We start from the raw sequence: 17,321 nt of genomic DNA on the forward strand, positions 1-17,321 counted from the left end.
CATCCATCATCGCAAGAGGCTGTTATGGTTTCTTGCGATGAATTGCCAGCCCGTAAATCAGTAAGCCGAACAAAATCAATCCGGTACCAATCAATTCATCACGATGAAATGCTTCGTGATTCAGCACATTACCCAACCAGAGTGACGTCACTGGCGTAATCAGTGAAATCAGCGCGACGCTAATTGGTCGGCATTCACGAATCAGCCAGTAATACAGACTAAACGCCAAGACCGAACCCAAGCTGGCTAGATAGACCACAGCCGCCGCTGAGCGTAGCGGCAAGTCCTCGACCATCGGCGCACCAGCCAGCAGCCAAATGGCCGCGCAAATACAGGTTCCCACGGTTAAGGCACCGGCATTTACCGCAACGGGAGATTGGCCTTGTGCGTGTACTTTGAGTAAAACCGCCGCGCCAGACTGCACGATGGCACTTAAGAGCAGCGCGCCAAGGCCATAAAAACCCTCGGGCGTGAGGCTGAGCTTTTGACCGAAGATCACGACCAAACCCGAAAATCCCACTGCAATCGCCAAGTATTCGAGCCCTTGCAAGGGCGTTTTTAAAATCCAGCGCGAAAACATCGCCGTGGCCAGCGGAATTAGCCCATAAACAACGGCGACCATGCCTGAGCTGATGTACTGTGCCGCCCAAAATGTACCGAGCATCGAGAGCGCGCTGGCACAGCCCGCAATGGCATAAACACGCAAATCACTGCGCTGCAATGGGAGCGATTGTCGCCGCCACGCTAATACACTCAAGGCCAACAGGGCAGCAAGTCCAAAGCGACCGAGTAAGGCTAAACTAAATGGCAGCCCCATCACTGCCCATTTAATGCCCAGTGCGGTGGTCGACCAGACCAGAATTAGCGTTAAATAAGCCGATGAAATATGTGGATTCATTTTTTCCTAGCGAGCTGTTTGAGTTCAGCCACTGGGTCGTCTTTGGGGCCTAAATCGCTAATCGATTGAATGCGCCTCAGGGTTTTATTTTGCCAGCTGAACACATCAGCACTGAGATATCCGCCGCTGCCCGCCGAGCGCATCACGACAACCACCTCACCGACGCCATCGCCATTCAAATCGGTATTGATCAGTCGCTCAACCGCGCCATCGCGGGGATGGATTTGCCCAGTAATAAAATCATCCAATGGAAAATCAGGATTTGAGCCGCCATACAGACGAATCGCGTAGCTACCAATGCTGCGCGGTTCGTTGTCGCCCTCGGCAACTTGAATCGTGCTGCGATTGTCGGGGAGTTGGATTTGCTTCACAAATCGAGGTATCTCTGCGTAGCCATTCGTAGATAAGGCTAGGGTAAATATACTGTGGATGAATAATTTTAAGTTCATTGAGAATCATCCGCTAAAATCGCGATACCCGCAGCGCCTTGATACAGCACCACCAGCGCACCGCCAGAAACAGCGCCCAGCCCGATGATAAATGCCATCCCTAGCATCGCTTGCGCGGTTTCACTGAGTGTAAAATTGTCGCTGGTCGAGGGCGTTGGTTGCCAAGGTTGCATGATTTGCGCCAAGCTTTTTTGATAGGCTTGTGGCGTGCCATCGCAAGCCATCCGTACATCATCAGCAAAAGGGCTTGTTTCTAAGTCGCTAAGGCGAATTTGGCCGTGTTGCTGTTGAATCCATGTATCCAGTGCTTTACTCGCAGCCACACATTCTGCCGGCGGCGGGCTGGCCTGTACCCAAGCGCTACTGATTAGAATGAGCGCTGCGATGTATTTCACAGCAGGCTCCATAGCATTTTACTCGCCAAAATAATCAATAGCGCAGCAAAGCATTTTTTGAGTGCCGGAACGGGCAATCGATGCGCAGCGGCTGCGCCTACTTTGGCCATTGGGAAACTCGCCAGCACGATGCCCAATAAGGCGGGTAAATATACATAACCCAAACTGCCTTGCGGTAACGCGGGTACAGACCAGCCACTGACGACAAATCCTACTGCACCGGCAATCGCAATCGGAATGCCAACTGCGGATGAAGTACCAATCGCTGTTTTAACGGGGACGTTGCAACTACTCATAAACGGTACCGATAGCGAACCGCCGCCAATGCCCACCCAGCTCGACAGCAAGCCGATGATGCCACCAACGACATTCATACCCAGCGCAGCGGGCAGTTGTCGGGTCGGTTTAGGTTTTAGGTCTAGCAGCATTTGCGTGGCGACGACGTAGGCAAAGACAATAAAAATACACAGCAAATAAAACGTAGAAATGAATCCGGCAATCTGCGCACCGATAAAGGTGCCCAGCACAATCCCCGGTGTAATCTGGCGCACCACATCCCAGCGCACCGCGCCTTTTTGATGATGCGCTCGCACACTCGCCGCACCCGTGAAGATAATCGTCGCTAGTGATGTGCCAATCGCCAAATGTTGCTGCTGTTCGGGAATCACGCCGATCAAGTGAAACACCCACAGCAGCGCGGGCACAATCACCAAACCGCCACCAACGCCGAGTAGACCCGCTAAGAATCCAGCGACCAAGCCAACGGCGAGGCAAGCAAGGGTGGCTTCTAGCATGCAAGCAACTCTTGAATAAAGTCCCATTCTTGCTGCGTGACTGGTGTGATCGATAGGCGCGAGCCTTTTTGCAGCACGACCATCTCCGCCAACGGCGGATATTGGCGCAGTTGGGTTATCGATAAAAGCGGCGTTTTACGAACAAACTCAACGTCGACTTGTTGCCAACGCGGTTTTTCTGGTGTTGATTTCGGATCGAAATACTTGGAGGTCGGGTCAAACTGAGTGGGGTCGGGATAGGGCGCACTGGCGACGCGAGCGATACCGGCAATGCCGACCTGCTCACAGGATGAGTGATAAAACAGCACCCCATCGCCGACTTGCTGGGTATCGCGCATAAAGTTACGCGCTTGATAGTTTCGCACGCCATACCAGCCCACGGTATTGCGGTGGGCAAGGTCATCAATACTGACGTCGGCGGGTTCAGATTTCATTAGCCAATAGTTCATAGTCGCTACCGTAAACCAGCCTTGGTCGCCTAGCAAGTGTAATTTACGGACTTCGCAAGCGAATCACGCCAGTTGCCATTCAATGGTATTAGTTTGGCGATCAGCAGATTCGCTCAGTAATTCATACAGTCGAGGCTGGTTCAGTTTTAATGCGAGCGAGCACGCTGATTCGCCTTGCTGGTTTTGCTGGTGCGGATTCGCACCGCGCTCAGCCAACCACAAAGCCGCCGCTACTTGCTTGTTGGCGGTCGCTTTATGCAAGGCTGTCCAGCCTTCATAGCTACGCGCATTAATCGCCACGCTACCACCTTGCGCCACGATATACTGCATCGCCAAAATATGCCCACCGGCCGCAGCTTGCATCAGTGGTGTAATCCCTTTGTTGCTGGCTTGCACTGGATTGAGTTCGTGCCCAATTAATAGTGCAACCAGATCAGGATTGCCATTGAGCGCGGCCCAGTGCAGTAGTGAATATCCGTGTTGGTCTTTGACACCTAAGTTCGCGCCCAATTTAATGAGCTGAATGACCACGTCTAATTTACCCGCAAAGCACGCGTGCATGATTGGCGTCCAGCCCGCTTCGTCTTTTTGTTCGATGGATAGGCCTGCGCGAACAAACACCGGCAAGAGCCCAAACTGGCGTTGCTCAATCGCACGATTTAGACCCTCTGAGTTTACTTTATGACCGTGATGATTAAGGGTTTGGATATCCGCTGGATCGATTTTGTCGCTACGAATATGGCCCCAAACATCTTCGGCTTGAGGTTTGAGGCTGTCGAGTACGATTTGTAGGCGAAAGAGCTCGGTCGCAACGTCGGGTGGAAAGCCATCTTGTTGTTGATCATCTTGAATCAACAAATCATTAAAGCAAGCATCCAGATCGCCTTTTTCCCAGCTCAACATGATGCGCGCGAGTACTTTTGGGTAGCGCGCTTCGAGCTGGCTTGGATAAAGCGCAGGGCTCAAACTTTCTTTGAGGTGATTGATGAGGAATTGGACGTTGAGCATGACAAAGCCCTCCATAAAATGAATTAGGACGATGTCATTTGAACATTCGGCACGCATGTCGCGCGCCGAAGCAATACCAGTGTTGTTGTGTAAAACTACCTTGACGCTATTTTGCGGCCAACCAGCGTGCGGCATCGAGTGCGTAGTAAGTCAAAATAGCATCCGCCCCCGCGCGCTTAAATGCCAAAAGACTTTCTAAAACAACGGCTTCTTCGTTTAGCCAACCATTTTGGCTCGCTGCTTTGAGCATCGCGTATTCACCCGATACTTGATACACAAAGGTCGGCACTTTGAATTCGTCTTTGACGCGGCGAACGATATCTAAATACGGCATGCCCGGTTTGACCATCACCATATCCGCACCTTCAGCCAAATCGAGCGCAACTTCGTGTAGTGCTTCATCGCTGTTGGCGGGGTCCATTTGGTAAGTGTATTTATTGCCTTTGCCCAGATTGCCCGACGAGCCAACCGCATCGCGGAACGGGCCATAGAACGCCGAAGCATACTTGGCGGAGTACGCCAAAATTCGGGTGTGAATATGGTCTTCACGGTCGAGCGCCGCGCGAATCGCGCCAATCCGGCCATCCATCATGTCGCTAGGCGCCACCATATCCGCACCCGCCGCCGCGTGGCACAGCGCTTGTTTCATGAGTGCCGCGACGGTTTCGTCGTTTAGCACATAGCCATTTTCATCAATAATGCCGTCTTGGCCGTGCACCGTGTACGGGTCGAGCGCGATATCGGTAATCAGCCCCAGCTCTGGAAACCGGCGTTTGAGTTCTTCGAGCGCGCGAGGTACGAGGCCACGGCGATTCCACGCTTCCGCGGCGTCGAGCGATTTGAGTGCAGGTTCAATGACTGGGAACAATGCCAAGGCTGGAATACCCAGTTGCACGGCTTGTTCGGCGGTGTAATACAGTTTATCAAGGCTTTGCCGCGTCACGCCCGGCATTGAGCTAATAGCTTCTTCACGATTTTTACCATCGAGCACGAATACCGGCAGGATAAAGTCATTCGCGCTGAGTGTATTTTCGCGCATTAAACGGCGCGAAAAATCATCGCGGCGCATGCGGCGCAAACGGGTATGAGGGAAGGGGCGATTGCTATGCATGCGTAACTCCAAAATTGTGTGTTGCGTGATTTTATCCGACTCAGCACGATTATACTGTGGTGAATAATGCATGCTGCATTGAGATCGTTACCTATTGCTTGGCATCGAAGTGCGATTTTGTATCAGCTATGCAGTTCAGTTGAAGTATTGGCTTGCTGGTAATAATGCTTTGTATTGAATAAGCTATAGTAGATATTGTATGTATATTGATGTAGTTCTTAATAAATAAGAGGTACGGTGTTATACCCTTGGATTATTTTGCCGCAACCGGCTATTTTTGACTTGAGTCGATAAAATGAAAAACTTGTTTTATGTTCTATTCGCCTTTTGCTGTCTTGTTAGCTCGGTAGGGGCGAAGGAGGTGCAGCCAAAAACGAATTCGGCTAGCGCCGCGATGCCCGCTGAAATGCAGGCTATAGCGAATGAAGTTTATCCTTTAGTCGTTGGCAATCGCACCTTAACCACGTTTCGGGTTGGGCTGTTGAGCTATTCCAGTAAGGATCGAGTTGATGCCGCTCAGTTACGTTTGGAGCGAATTCTTGAGTCGACGCACGGCAAGGTCACAGCAATGCCAGTGCCTTCGCCGGGTCAGGGTATGGCGATCATGTTGGATGGGCAGGTGGCGTTCACGATTCAGCCGGGTGATGTGAATGAATTGGTGGGAGAGACAATGGACAGCATGGTAGAGACCGCCACCGCCCAGTTAAATCAAGTGATTGAAGAGCGCCGCGAACGTCGTAATCCACAACAGCTTTTAATCGCTGTGCTGTACACCGTTTTGGCGACTGCGATCTTTTTAGCGAGCTTTTGGGTGCTCAATCGGGCTCGGCGTGTGCTGCTGAGTTTGGGGCATCGCTACCTCACAGTGCCCATTGCAAAAATGACCAAACGCACAGTGGGCGTCAAAATTTCGATTTTGAACCGTTGTTTGCATTGGTTGGTGAACTTTGTTTTGGGACTATTGTTGTTGTCCTTAGTCTATACGTGGGTGAGCTTTGTTTTTTACCAATTTCCCTTCACTCGAGCTTGGAGCGAAAATCTCAATAACGCCATTTTAGACTTTTTGGCGGTCGCAGGTTTGGGCGTATTGAATGCGATTCCTGGATTGCTGGTGGTCGTCTTTATCTTGATTTGTGCGCGCTATATTTCGCGATTCATGAATTTTATGTTCAGCCGTATTGAGCGCGGTGAACTGAATTTAGGCATGTTTGACCGCGACACCGCTAGCACCACGCGACGCATTTTGTCGTTCTTGGTTTGGTTGCTAGCGATTGCAATGATTTACCCGTATTTGCCGGGCGCGAATACCGATGCATTTAAAGGCTTATCGGTGATGGTCGGCCTAATGATTTCGCTGGGTGCATCCAGTGTGGTCGGCCAATTTGCCAGTGGTTTGATTTTGATTTACGCCAAGTCGCTCAAGCAGGGTGAATACGTGCAAATCGGCGGTACAGAAGGTACGGTTTCACATATTGGTTTGTTTGCGACCAAAATTCATACCAATTTACGCGAAGAAGTGAGTATCCCCAATTCAGTCCTCGTTGGGCAAAACGTCATTAATTTCTCGCGGCTTGCGGCGGGTGGCGGGGTGATTTCACAAGTAGTGATCACGATTGGCTACGATGTGGCATGGCGGCAAGTGGAGGCGATGTTGCTTGAGGCGGCTCGAGGTACTGCGGGCGTGCGTCGCGATCCAGCACCACGCGTATTTCAGACGGCACTTTCAGATTGGTATGTAGAATATCATTTGCGCGTGGCGCTCGATGAGCCGCGCCGCCGACTGGAAATATTGAATGACCTACACGGCAAAGTGCAGGATGTCTTTAATACCTATGGCGTGCAGATTATGTCGCCCAATTATATTGCTGATCCTGCTTCTGATAAGTTGGTGCCGGTGGATAAATGGTATCCGGCTCCCGCCAAGAAAAATTAATTACATCAGAAAGCCCCGACTCAAGTGAGATCGGGGCTTTTTTTGCGCTGTCATGTTCAATCAAATATCGGTCATTTAGGCTGATTGAGTAATGGCCAATTTTCGATTTTCTTCGTAAAAAAGCCGGCATCAGTGTAGGCGCGCCGAATGCGACCTTCTTTGCGAAGTTGGTTGAGCCCTGTATTTAATGCTGCCAATACTTGTTGGCCTTGTTCATTGTCACTTACCAAAAAATGTCGGCTGCCCGGCATCGCCACTTTCATATTACGAATTGGAACAAGTTTGATGCCTTCAATTTCAAACGATAAATCTGGATTGGGTTTGAATGAAGTCATAATAAAGTCGCCACGCCCTGCATTGAGCATTTTGACGATTTGAACAAAAGTGGGGGCACTTTCTATTTTGGTGATTCCCAGTTTCTCTAAGGTGAGGATATCGTTCTGCCAAGCTTTATTGGTGATGACCGTGAGTTGTTTTAATTGTTCTAGATTGGCCTGAAGGGCTTTTTGATTGTTTTCTGTGGTGTAAAAGCCAACTACATATTCACCCTCTCGAAGTGTAGGGACAGATAAGTTGGCTTTGCTGTCTTTTAGATCTGCCGCCCATGCCGAGGTACCCATCGCAGTCACACGACCAAGCTCTACTTCTGTAATGTTGCGAACATAGTTATCAATAGGAACAAATCGAATCGGGTCTTTCATGCCGCCTAGGCGTAGGGCTTGTTGAAATAGAATAACCTCTACGGTGTCACGACGAGCGCCTTCGCCACTGTAATCGGTGATGTCAAGCACGTTCCGTGTGCCGACCAGTTTTTGGTAATCAGTTAGCACATCTTTTGGCACTGCTAGATTGACGTCGGCGGCATTGGCTAGCCCAGCAAAGACAAGCAGTGCACAAGCGCACCAACGCGTAGGGCTAGGCAATTTGAAATAACGTTTCATAGGCAAATCAAAAATAAGCAAATAATGATGGATATTACCTAGACATCATATTCAGCGTTGCCTTACTTGACGTAGTGTCGCTTTTCTTACACATCAAATTCAATCGTTAGCTCGATTGCTTATTTGCTAAGCCTGCTTTTCAGTGGACCTATTAAAATTGTGATCAAGCCACTCATGAAACGTCTACTGTGAATGGGAGCTTTCTAATTGAGGTTCAACCAGAGCGCAGCATCATTGAGTGGGGTTTCTGCAGGAAGAGTGGGATTGTTGAGGTAAATTTTCCGTGCATTTTGATATTTTGATAGCGGAAATACCTTGCTCATGATGGGGCTGTTTTGCATATATCTCAGAAATGAACCATCTTTAATTGCAAGTCGCAGTCCTTTTTCAATCCGTTGTGCGAGTTGCGGATTACTTTTGCTAGTAAAAAAATACATCGGCAATCGATAAACCAAGATCAATTTATCATAAGCAATCAGCGAATTGTCTTTGAGCGACTCGACTTCTGAATAGACTTCGTTCAGCCCACGTGGAAAATAATCCGCGCGTTTGTTTTTGAGCATGGGGTACATAAAAGCAAATTGCGTGGGTTTTTCTACCTTGAGCCCAGCCGCTTCTAAAATCGCGGTATCGGGCCAATTGATGCCTTGAATCGCAGTGAATTGACTGAGCTCTTGTACGGAGTTGATTTTTTCAAATTTGGCTAAGCTTTCCTTGCGAATCACGGGAATGCGAAAGCCAAGCAAGCCACCTTCAAGCGGGATACGAATCGGCAAAAGATCATTTTCTCGGCTGGAATCAGTGCCGGCCCAATCAAGATCAATAAAATTACCTTCGGCCAATTCAACCAGTGCTCTAGATTGATTCATTTGCACGGTTGTCAGCTCGATTCGTGCCGCGCCGAACTCAGCTTCGGTCTTGTTGAGAGCCAGTTGAGCCAAGCCAATAAAATAATCATGACTACTGTCCGATGCGGCTTGCTTGGGGCGCATTCTAACGACGAGCTCGGACGCCTGAGCGATGCTAAGCACAATGATGAGCACCATGCTCAAAATACATTGCAGCGATTTCATAATGCTTCCTTTGATATAAAGCGTGAGCAAGATTTTAAATTGATTTACACCCGTAAATCCTGCGCAAAGTCAGCTTCGGTTTGTGCTTGCAATCGGCCTGAACGGCATGCATTGCTGAACGCGATGAAGTCCGATTCGACTTGGTCGGCATACAGCATGCTGTAGCGGGCAATTGCGTTGGCAAACGAATCGCCTTTCCCCAAATAAGCAGAAATCTCTGGCGAGAAGCCGCCTGCTTTGGCGTGGGCACGGGCTAAAACCCAGCCACACAACTCAGCGTATTCGAGCAAAATCTCGCTGCTATACATTTCAACTTCGGGTGTGAGCTTCATATCGCGTAATTGGCGGAAATAAAAATGCCGGCCCGCTGGCCCTGTCGCCCAACCAAGGAATATATCACTAGCGACTTGCATCAAGCGTTGCCCCTCGACAACACGGCGGCCTTGATGTTGATAGGGCGTGGCGCTGCCTGCGTATTGCGCGAGTACCGAGGGGCGCGCTTCTTTCAGCTGCAAAAATAAAGGATGATCGTGCACATCGGTGAGTAGCATGATCAAGCAGCGCGTGCCCACACTGCCGACGCCAACCACTTTGTAGGCAAGGTCTTGGTATTGGTAGCGATTGAGTAGAATCTTGCGGTCAGCCACCATCGTTGCTTGATAGTCTTTGACCATTTTATCAAGGTGCTGCTGCCAATCGGCATCGTCAGCCCCGAGCAGCATTTGATGATCTTGTACATGAAACACCGAGGGCAGGCTGTCTTTGATGCGCCAGCCATCGGGTGTTTTTTCGGCCAGTTTAGGCAGCAATCCTTTATGACTTCGGCCGGCGGCTTTTTCTATCCCTTTTTCAATTCGCTGCCGTGCCGCATCAGATTCGGCACGGGCGAGCAAGGTTTCAAAGCTGATTTTTTCATACCAGATATCTAACTCGTTCATCGTTGTATAGCGCTGCATATGTTTTTGGTAGCTGGCTGCAACGCGATACGCAGCTTCTTTGCCTATGTTGTCGCCGTGGTTTAAGTGCCGCGCTGCGACCATAAAGCTAGCAGCCAGTCGCTTGATATCCCATTCCCATGGCCCTGGATGCGTTTCGTCAAAATCATTGATACCAAACAACAGCGTGCGTTCGGGTGAGGCAAAGCCACCGAAATTCATTAAATGGCAGTCACCGCAAATTTGCTGCCGCAAGCCGGTGATCGGTGTGGTGGATAAGTCATGCGCTTGCAGCAACGCCGTACCGCGATAAAACGCAAAGGGCGAGGCCAGCATGCGGCCATAACGGAGCGGCACCAAGCTCGGCATGCGGCCTTGTGACGATTGTTCGAGCAAATCAACCGGGTCGCGCTGGTGCTGAGCTTGTTTTGCATGGTCTTTACGTGCGCACTGATCGCGCAGCGCACGGCCACGTTGTTGGCGTTCTTGTAATGGCGTATTCATGGCGTTTCCTTGCTATGGCTGAGTGCTGCGGAATCAGGCTCAAAACTACCTCTAAGTAGTTGCTGCATTTTCAGGATGTAGTGTAGTTATTTTTTGGGCATATCACCGTCTGCTAACTATAAAGAAGCTGAATATTTTTTGCGGAGCGCCTGATGAAAAATGAAAAGAGCGGCGTAGACGCTTTACAGCAATCGGTGCTGATTCATGAAGAAGTGAAAGTCGTTGTAGTGAGCTGCTTTGAGATCAATCTAATGGGCTTAAATGCCATTTTATTGGCGAAAAAAGCGGGCGAGCGCGCGCGGGGATTTGGGGTGATTTCCGGTGAATTACGGTTGCTCAGTTTAGAGCTACAAGGAGAAATGCAGCGACTTGGCTTGTTGACACAAGAGTTGTTGGCGATGGCAACGGCGCGTTTGCAGGCCGAACGTCGCCTTGCTCGATTGACCGATGCAGCCGCTTTTTCCGATCACGTCGCTCAAATGCTAAACCCTGCGATGGAAAAAACTCGCTCACGAATGGTTTCGTTTAACGGCGGAGCCCATTTTGCCGAATGTCTAGAAGACGCTTATCGCACCTGTACTTTTGGTTTGGTGCTGGCGCGTTCGGCACGCATTGAATCGGCATATAGCGGTGATTTGCGCGCCGTATTGGCCGAATTGTCCGAAGAATTTGCACAGAAAATTACCGCAGTTTTGCCACGCCTTGATGCCCTAAGTCGCATCACCAAAAAACTAGTCTGAGAATCCATTATGAAAAAAGCACTTCTGATTGCCAGTGCCGCCGAGCATCGCTGGTTTGCCGTATCACGCGATCCGGCGCGGCCAAACCATTTGATAGATACCAATGAATATGTGGTGACCACCGGCGCCGATAGCTTGCTGTGTGATCCTGGCGGATCGGAAGTTTTTCCAGCGGTTTTTGCTGCGCTGTCAGAAGTGATCGATCCACGCACTGTGCAGCGGATTTTCTCCTCGCACCAAGACCCCGATGTGATTTCATCGCTTGGGTTATGGCACGATTTTAATCCGCAAATAAAATGCCATGTATCGGGCTTGTGGGGCGGTTTTATTCCGCATTTTGGTGGTGAAGACAATACCATTGTGGGCATTCCCGATGAAGGCGGCACGCTGATGATTGGCAATGCGCCGTTAACCATTGTTCCCGCACACTATTTGCATTCTTCGGGTAATTTTCATTTGTATGATCCCGCCTGTAAATTATTGTTCAGCGGCGATATTGGCGCAGCCCTGCTGCCCGACGCTGATTCGTCGCTCTACGTCGAAGATTTCGACCGGCATATTCGCTTCGCCGAGGGTTTTCACCGCCGCTGGATGGGTAGCAATACGGCAAAGAAAGTTTGGATTGATCGGGTTCGTCAGCTTGATATTGAATTGCTTTGCCCGCAACACGGCGCAATTTATCGCGGTGAGGATGTGAAGCGCTTTATTGATTGGTTTGACGCGCTGAAAGTGGGCTTGGATTGAGTCTCGATACAAAATTTCCACTGCGAGACGCTATGAAGCCGCTGGGGAATTTTTGCCTTTAACTGCAGGACTTGATAATCGGCCTATTCACCCATAAATAATACGGGTAAGCTACTGGCACAATATTTTCTAACCCAGCTTAAAGGCTGGGTTTTTCATGACTAATTAGGATGTACATCATGGCGATTATCGTAAACGGCGTTGAAATCAACGAAGCACAAATTGAAAGCGAATTGGCACAACACGCCGAGGCAGAAAGCCCACGTGATGCAGCAATCCAAGAATTGATTTTGCGTGAATTGCTATTGCAGCAAGCTAAAAAACAAAACGTGACTGCACCAACAACAGAAGAAATCATCGGCGCATTGCTTGAAGCTGCCATCCCTGTGGTCGAAGCGGACGAAGCGGCTTGCCTTGAGTTTTACAACAGCAATCCAGAAAGCTTTACCAAAGGCGAAATGGCCTCAGCAAACCACATCTTGTTCCCATTGGGCGAAGGTTTGGCAGGCAGCTTGGCCAAAGCCAAAGCAGAAGGCGTGTTGGCTGATGTGATTGCGAACCCAAACAAATTTGCTGATTTGGCCAAAGAGCATTCAACTTGCCCATCGAGCGCGCAAGGCGGCAGCTTGGGTCAATTTGGTCGTGGTCAAATGGTGCCAGAATTTGAAGCTGCAATTTTCTCAACTGACGCCGGTGTGATTGTACCAACCTTGGTTGAAACCCAATTCGGATACCACATCATTCAAGTGACTGATCGCAGCCATGGTGAAACAGTGAGCTTTGAAGAAGTGAAAGATCGCCTGCAAGCTTTCTTGACCGACATGGCTGGCCGCAAAGCAATGCATGACTACCTTGGTAATCTAGTGACTAGTGCCAAAATCGAAGGTTATTCTTTGCCTGCAATGGCTTAAGCCTAAAAGTCAGGCCGAACATTTCGGCCATATTAAAAAAGCCAGATGCTGAATCTGGCTTTTTTATTTGAAATCAAGGACGAGCCTGCTATTCATTGATATACAGAGTGATATACAAAGTATGAAGCGCAAACGAGTTTGGTGCTTCCTGCTTGGCTATTGAATCAATTGTTATTTAAAACACAACCCAAAGGAACAGCAATGCGTCATCTATTTATTTTAGGCCTGCTTGGCGTGGGTTTACTGGGTTGTGGTGAAAAGAAGACCGCACCTGCAGCAGTGGATCAAACGGCCAGCGCCGATGTGACTGCCAGTTTGCAGCAATGGTTGAGCCAAGCCGCCCAGCCAATCAGCACGCTGGATGCCGCGCAAAGTGTGGATCAACAAGACCTTAATGCCTTTGGCACTGCGATTGGTAATGCCCGCGTGGTCGTAATGAACGAAGACAGCTACGCCGATAAAAATGCCTACGAGCTGATGAATCGCTTGGTGCAATTTTTGCATCAGCAAAAAGATTTCGACGTACTGCTGATTGAAAGCGCGATGTTTGATGTGGAAGGTGTATGGCGCAGCGCGCTCGATAAAAATGCGAGCGTCGTCGAACTCGCACCGGGCCGCGTGTTTTATATGTATTCGCAAACCGATGCCAGCCGTAAAGTCTTGGCTTATGTGGATGAGGCGCGTAAGAGTGAGCGTCCGCTGGTTTTAGCGGGTTTTGATATTCCGCTGGCAGGTACGACTTCAATTAAAGAGCTGTTGCCCGCACTCACGCAATATTTGCAAAACAAAGGCTCAAAAATCCCCGCGCAAGCCAATTGGGCGGATTTCCGCCAAGTCGCGCAGCGCGCCATTGAGCTTAATAGCCAAGGCATGGATTTAACGCAATTTAACGCCGTCGCCGCGCAACTGAAAACCGAACTCTGCCAAGACACTGCACCTGCGAATGCGGCGGTCTTGCGTGAATCGGCGGGCTGGTGGTGCCAACAAGTGAAAAGCATCGCCGCGGGTGTAGGCCGCCAGCAGCACACCGATGATGTGAATTACGATTATCGCAACCCAACGCTGGCCGACAATGTTCAATGGCTGATAGACCAACCCTTTGCCGGTAAAAAAGTCATTGTTTGGACTAATTCGTCGCACGGTTTGCCGCAAGTCAGTGGCGTTGAACCGAGCACAAAACAGCCGATTTACAGCATGGGCTGGCATTTAAAACAGCGTTTGGGCGAGCAAGTTTATAATGTCAAAGTCGCTGCACTCGGCGGCCAAACTAATAAGTATTGGGACACAGGCGTTCAAGATGTTGTGCTAGCGCCCAATACGGTCGAGTCGCTATTAAAACAAGCCAATCTACAACAAGGCTTTATTCAAGCCCCAAGCGATCCCACCGTACTCGCGCAGTTTGCTCAGCTCAAACAGCCGTCTACTTTTGGGAAAGACTACCAAGGTCTCTTTTTCTACCCAGCAGCCGAGCCCGCATTACAAGGCGCGCACGCGATTTTGCCTTTACCTTAAACGGTGTTGAGATCAAAAAAAGCCAGATCGGGAGATCTGGCTTTTTTGTTACTATTTTCTAAGTTAATTAGGTATTACTTTCTAGGCTATGAGAGTTAAGGGTTATGGATAAATACTCATGCCTTGTTCTCGAAAAGATATGTATTGCTTCACCCAATCTAACTCTGCAAAATCTTCAAAGGCAAGCGCAGCATTTCATCGCCTTTGCCAGCGAAATACCACATGATGCCGATCAATGCGCCAACGGTGAGTAGATACCATGCGGCAGAGACGATTTGGCCGTAGCGGTCGAGCGGGAGCAAGTGGGTTGTCAGGCGACTGCGCCATTCAAAGATAATTTCCAAGCTGCCAATCAGCAGCAAAAAGCCCAGTAAAGCCAAGCCCAATGTATAGCTGATGAACACGCCCAAGGCTGCGCCGACGATGCAGGCGATCAGGCCGACTTTGCTGTGCATGGAAAAGCTGATGCTTTTGAGAATATGCCCACCATCGAGCGGCAAAATCGGCAGTAAATTGAATAAATTCAGCAGTGCATTAAACGTCGCCAAGCCAGCAAAAAACACATTGCCCGTTAGCCAATACGCCAGCAGCGCCGCGATGGACAGCAACAGACCAAAAGTCGGCCCCATGATCGAAATCACCACGTCTTGCCAGCGCGTATTGATTTTCTCGTCCGACATCGCCAAGCCGCCCATAAACGGAATCAAGTAAATGCCCTTGGTTTTCATGCCGAAATATTTCATCGCCCGAATATGGCCATATTCGTGAAACACTAAACAGGCCAAGAGCGCGAGGGCAAACTGAAAGGAAAACAGCCACGAATAGGCCGCCACGCTGGCACCGGCCAGTGCGACTTTGATCATTTTGGCGCTTTTTAATAACTTGAGCGCCAGTGCGCCAATGCCGAGCAGGCTGAATTTGCTGGGCACAATTGGCGCGATGACTGGCGTTTGGCGCTCGATGTCATGCGTATCGCGTTGGCCTTGCTGGACTTCGGCACCGTCAATCAATAAGCGATATTGCAGCGAAAATGGTTGCCACTGCAGCTGCGTTTCGAGGCGAATCTGTATGCTGCTTGGTGTCTCGGCAGAATGCGTTGCGCTATGTAGTTCAAATTGCAGCGAACCAGCACCTTCGCCGCGCGTGGCTGAAGCGGCTTGTTCGGCGACCAAGGTATTATCCCAAAACAGTTGTTGCCAGCCAGCGAGGCTGCTCTCTAGCCGAAGCGATTTGCCAAGGCATTCAATATTCAATAATTCCATGATTTTGACTCTGATGTTGGGTATATCAATGTAGCTATTTATATAAAATAGCTACATTGATATACCTTAGAAGTAGGTGTTATTTAAGCGGCCAAACGAACGGCTTGGCGTGCAGGGGCGACGGTTTTTTTCTCGGTGACTTTGGGTTGTTTACCGGCGTAATCACTTTCCAGCAAGGTTGTCGTCGCCTCGATACTCATGCCCTGTGTTTGTAGCCACAGCGCGACCATTTTCGCCAAACGATCCAGCGCAATACGGTGGGTGGCATCGGTGTTGGCATAGAGCCAATCGGCGAAGGCCATAAAGTTGGCGAAGGGGGCTTCGCCGAGCAATACTGGCAAAGTATTGGCAAATCGCCCCGAGTTTGCGACCAAATCCCAGTAGCGGGCAAAGCGCACCAAGCGCTGCATCGTGGTGAAGTCGATGTCGCGGTTCGCCAAAATCGTGTACGGCGGGAAGGGGTCGTACTTCATCGCAAATTCGTCGGTATGCCGAATGATGGGCGTGCCGCGCAGGCGTTTCAAAATGCCGAATTGAATTTCATGCGGTTTGAGCGCGTACAGTTGATCAAAGCCGACGCCGAAACTCTCCACCGTTTCGCCGGGCAGGCCCGCGATCAAATCAACGTGCATGTGCGCGTGGGAATGCTCGACCAGCCAGCGGATGTTCTCGGCGGCTTTTTCATTATTTTGTTTGCGGCTAACTAGCGTTTGTACTTCGGGATTAAAGCTTTGAATGCCGATTTCAAACTGCAAAGCGCCGGGCGGGAATTGCATAATCCCATCTTTGAGCGCCTCGGGTAGATGATCGGGAACGACCTCAAAATGCGCGAACACCGGATCGTCTGGATGTGCCGCGATTTTATCGAGGAAGAATTGCATAATCCGCAAGCTGGTTTTGATGTTCAGATTGAAGGTACGATCGACAAATTTAAACAGCCGCGCACCGCGCTGATACAGCGTTTCCATTTCGGCCAGAAAACGCTCCAGCTCAAACGGCCATGCAGTTTTATCCAGCGCCGACAAACAGAATTCACACTTAAACGGACAGCCGCGTGACGCTTCAACATAGAGCGTACGGTTTTTGATATCTTCATCGGTGTACAGCGAGTAGGGTAGTTGCAAGTCGTCGAGTTTGGCTTGCACACCAACGTGGATTTTCATTAAGGGTTGCGGGCCGTTGATGATTTGGCGGCACAGATCGGGCAGCGTGATTTCGCCCCAGCCGGTGATAACAAAATCAGCGTCTTTGACGATCGCTTGCTCCGCAGTTTCGTAGGAGACTTCGGGCCCTCCGAGGATGATTTTGATGTGCGGTGCAACGCGTTTGAGCAATGCTACGAGGCGCGCGGTTTCTTCGACATTCCAGATATACACGCCAAAGCCGATGATCGTCGGGTTTTTCGCCAGCAGTCGTTCGGCAAATTCAGTCGTCTTGCCGCCAATGACAAACTCCATGATTTCTGTTTGCTCTTGCAGCCCGCCCATATTGGCCTGCAAATAGCGCAGCCCGAGTGAGGCATGCGTGTAACGGGCGTTCAGAGTAGAGAGGATGATGGTCATGGCGGTATCAAGCAAAAGCGAAAACGCCATTTTACGGGTTTAAGCGGTGCTGTGGGCGGGGGATTGGCTTTTACCGATCAACTGGTATTGTTAAGGCCGC

General features: G+C 50.0%; 17 protein-coding genes. 5 read left to right on the plus strand and 12 right to left on the minus strand.

Annotation, left to right across the window (positions count from 1 at the left end):
• Window positions 1-22 precede the first annotated feature (22 nt).
• The 7 genes from K4H28_RS15995 to hemB form a co-directional block, all read right to left on the minus strand.
• Complete coding sequence (locus tag K4H28_RS15995) at window positions 23-898, minus strand: DMT family transporter (RefSeq protein ID WP_221006124.1); 876 nt, start codon at window positions 896-898, stop codon at window positions 23-25.
• Window positions 895-1,347 carry a PliI family lysozyme inhibitor of I-type lysozyme gene (locus tag K4H28_RS16000; protein WP_221006125.1) on the minus strand — a complete coding sequence of 151 codons (453 nt, stop codon included), beginning with the start codon at window positions 1,345-1,347 and terminating at the stop codon, window positions 895-897. Before K4H28_RS16000 ends, K4H28_RS15995 begins: the two co-directional genes overlap by 4 nt.
• Window positions 1,344-1,742 carry a hypothetical protein gene (locus K4H28_RS16005; RefSeq protein WP_221006126.1) on the minus strand — a complete coding sequence of 133 codons (399 nt, stop codon included), beginning with the start codon at window positions 1,740-1,742 and terminating at the stop codon, window positions 1,344-1,346. Before K4H28_RS16005 ends, K4H28_RS16000 begins: the two co-directional genes overlap by 4 nt.
• Window positions 1,739-2,536: a sulfite exporter TauE/SafE family protein gene (locus tag K4H28_RS16010; protein ID WP_221006127.1), complete on the minus strand. Its 798-nt coding sequence runs from the start codon at window positions 2,534-2,536 to the stop codon at window positions 1,739-1,741. The genes K4H28_RS16005 and K4H28_RS16010 overlap by 4 nt, the downstream gene beginning before the upstream one ends.
• On the minus strand, window positions 2,530-2,985 hold the full coding sequence (locus tag K4H28_RS16015) for an EVE domain-containing protein (RefSeq protein ID WP_221006128.1): 456 nt from the start codon (window positions 2,983-2,985) through the stop codon (window positions 2,530-2,532). Before K4H28_RS16015 ends, K4H28_RS16010 begins: the two co-directional genes overlap by 7 nt.
• Window positions 2,986-3,048: 63 nt before the next feature.
• Window positions 3,049-3,993 carry an ankyrin repeat domain-containing protein gene (locus K4H28_RS16020; RefSeq protein WP_221006129.1) on the minus strand — a complete coding sequence of 315 codons (945 nt, stop codon included), beginning with the start codon at window positions 3,991-3,993 and terminating at the stop codon, window positions 3,049-3,051.
• A gap of 106 nt (window positions 3,994-4,099) precedes the next feature.
• On the minus strand, window positions 4,100-5,104 hold the full coding sequence (hemB, locus tag K4H28_RS16025) for a porphobilinogen synthase (protein WP_221006130.1): 1,005 nt from the start codon (window positions 5,102-5,104) through the stop codon (window positions 4,100-4,102).
• A gap of 361 nt (window positions 5,105-5,465) precedes the next feature.
• Here hemB and K4H28_RS16030 point away from each other — a divergent pair, with 361 nt between their 5' ends.
• On the plus strand, window positions 5,466-7,037 hold the full coding sequence (locus K4H28_RS16030) for a mechanosensitive ion channel family protein (RefSeq protein WP_221006131.1): 1,572 nt from the start codon (window positions 5,466-5,468) through the stop codon (window positions 7,035-7,037).
• A gap of 71 nt (window positions 7,038-7,108) precedes the next feature.
• Here the strand turns inward: K4H28_RS16030 and K4H28_RS16035 are convergent, their stop codons facing one another.
• From K4H28_RS16035 to K4H28_RS16045, 3 genes are all read right to left on the minus strand, one after another.
• Entirely contained in the window at window positions 7,109-7,978 is an 870-nt protein-coding gene (locus K4H28_RS16035) for a type 2 periplasmic-binding domain-containing protein (RefSeq protein WP_221006132.1), read from the minus strand.
• A 203-nt stretch (window positions 7,979-8,181) separates the two neighbouring features.
• Entirely contained in the window at window positions 8,182-9,051 is an 870-nt protein-coding gene (locus K4H28_RS16040; protein ID WP_221006133.1) for a transporter substrate-binding domain-containing protein, read from the minus strand.
• A gap of 44 nt (window positions 9,052-9,095) precedes the next feature.
• Window positions 9,096-10,490, minus strand: coding sequence for a DUF2252 domain-containing protein (locus tag K4H28_RS16045; RefSeq protein WP_221006134.1), 1,395 nt, complete (start codon window positions 10,488-10,490; stop codon window positions 9,096-9,098).
• 152 nt (window positions 10,491-10,642) lie between these two features.
• On the opposite strand from K4H28_RS16045, the gene K4H28_RS16050 reads away from it, so the two are divergent.
• From K4H28_RS16050 to K4H28_RS16065, 4 genes are all read left to right on the plus strand, one after another.
• On the plus strand, window positions 10,643-11,230 hold the full coding sequence (locus K4H28_RS16050; protein ID WP_221006135.1) for a hypothetical protein: 588 nt from the start codon (window positions 10,643-10,645) through the stop codon (window positions 11,228-11,230).
• 9 nt (window positions 11,231-11,239) lie between these two features.
• Window positions 11,240-11,974, plus strand: a complete 735-nt coding sequence (locus K4H28_RS16055) for an oxygen-binding di-iron domain-containing protein (protein WP_221006136.1) — start codon at window positions 11,240-11,242, stop codon at window positions 11,972-11,974.
• Window positions 11,975-12,153: 179 nt separating this feature from the next.
• Window positions 12,154-12,885: a peptidylprolyl isomerase gene (locus K4H28_RS16060; RefSeq protein WP_221006137.1), complete on the plus strand. Its 732-nt coding sequence runs from the start codon at window positions 12,154-12,156 to the stop codon at window positions 12,883-12,885.
• Window positions 12,886-13,086: 201 nt separating this feature from the next.
• Complete coding sequence (locus tag K4H28_RS16065) at window positions 13,087-14,397, plus strand: erythromycin esterase family protein (RefSeq protein ID WP_221006138.1); 1,311 nt, start codon at window positions 13,087-13,089, stop codon at window positions 14,395-14,397.
• Window positions 14,398-14,555: 158 nt separating this feature from the next.
• Here the strand turns inward: K4H28_RS16065 and K4H28_RS16070 are convergent, their stop codons facing one another.
• Together K4H28_RS16070 and K4H28_RS16075 are read right to left on the minus strand one after the other, a co-directional pair.
• A complete protein-coding gene (locus K4H28_RS16070; RefSeq protein WP_221006139.1) occupies window positions 14,556-15,659 on the minus strand; it encodes a site-2 protease family protein in 1,104 nt (367 codons plus the stop codon).
• A gap of 83 nt (window positions 15,660-15,742) precedes the next feature.
• Window positions 15,743-17,221, minus strand: coding sequence for a B12-binding domain-containing radical SAM protein (locus K4H28_RS16075; protein WP_221006140.1), 1,479 nt, complete (start codon window positions 17,219-17,221; stop codon window positions 15,743-15,745).
• Window positions 17,222-17,321 lie beyond the last annotated feature (100 nt).

This window comes from Deefgea tanakiae (assembly GCF_019665765.1).
GTDB lineage: Bacteria > Pseudomonadota > Gammaproteobacteria > Burkholderiales > Chitinibacteraceae > Deefgea > Deefgea tanakiae.

Excerpts from the sequence above, each read along its gene's own strand:
- K4H28_RS15995 (WP_221006124.1), bottom strand. The coding sequence starts at position 898 with ATGAATCCACATATTTCATCGGCTTATTTAACGCTAATTCTGGTCTGG.
- K4H28_RS16000 (WP_221006125.1), bottom strand. The coding sequence starts at position 1,347 with ATGAACTTAAAATTATTCATCCACAGTATATTTACCCTAGCCTTATCT.
- K4H28_RS16010 (WP_221006127.1), bottom strand. The coding sequence starts at position 2,536 with ATGCTAGAAGCCACCCTTGCTTGCCTCGCCGTTGGCTTGGTCGCTGGA.
- K4H28_RS16015 (WP_221006128.1), bottom strand. The coding sequence starts at position 2,985 with ATGAACTATTGGCTAATGAAATCTGAACCCGCCGACGTCAGTATTGAT.
- K4H28_RS16020 (WP_221006129.1), bottom strand. The coding sequence starts at position 3,993 with ATGCTCAACGTCCAATTCCTCATCAATCACCTCAAAGAAAGTTTGAGC.
- hemB (WP_221006130.1), bottom strand. The coding sequence starts at position 5,104 with ATGCATAGCAATCGCCCCTTCCCTCATACCCGTTTGCGCCGCATGCGC.
- K4H28_RS16035 (WP_221006132.1), bottom strand. The coding sequence starts at position 7,978 with ATGAAACGTTATTTCAAATTGCCTAGCCCTACGCGTTGGTGCGCTTGT.
- K4H28_RS16040 (WP_221006133.1), bottom strand. The coding sequence starts at position 9,051 with ATGAAATCGCTGCAATGTATTTTGAGCATGGTGCTCATCATTGTGCTT.
- K4H28_RS16045 (WP_221006134.1), bottom strand. The coding sequence starts at position 10,490 with ATGAATACGCCATTACAAGAACGCCAACAACGTGGCCGTGCGCTGCGC.
- K4H28_RS16050 (WP_221006135.1), top strand. The coding sequence starts at position 10,643 with ATGAAAAATGAAAAGAGCGGCGTAGACGCTTTACAGCAATCGGTGCTG.
- K4H28_RS16055 (WP_221006136.1), top strand. The coding sequence starts at position 11,240 with ATGAAAAAAGCACTTCTGATTGCCAGTGCCGCCGAGCATCGCTGGTTT.
- K4H28_RS16060 (WP_221006137.1), top strand. The coding sequence starts at position 12,154 with ATGGCGATTATCGTAAACGGCGTTGAAATCAACGAAGCACAAATTGAA.
- K4H28_RS16065 (WP_221006138.1), top strand. The coding sequence starts at position 13,087 with ATGCGTCATCTATTTATTTTAGGCCTGCTTGGCGTGGGTTTACTGGGT.
- K4H28_RS16070 (WP_221006139.1), bottom strand. The coding sequence starts at position 15,659 with ATGGAATTATTGAATATTGAATGCCTTGGCAAATCGCTTCGGCTAGAG.
- K4H28_RS16075 (WP_221006140.1), bottom strand. The coding sequence starts at position 17,221 with ATGACCATCATCCTCTCTACTCTGAACGCCCGTTACACGCATGCCTCA.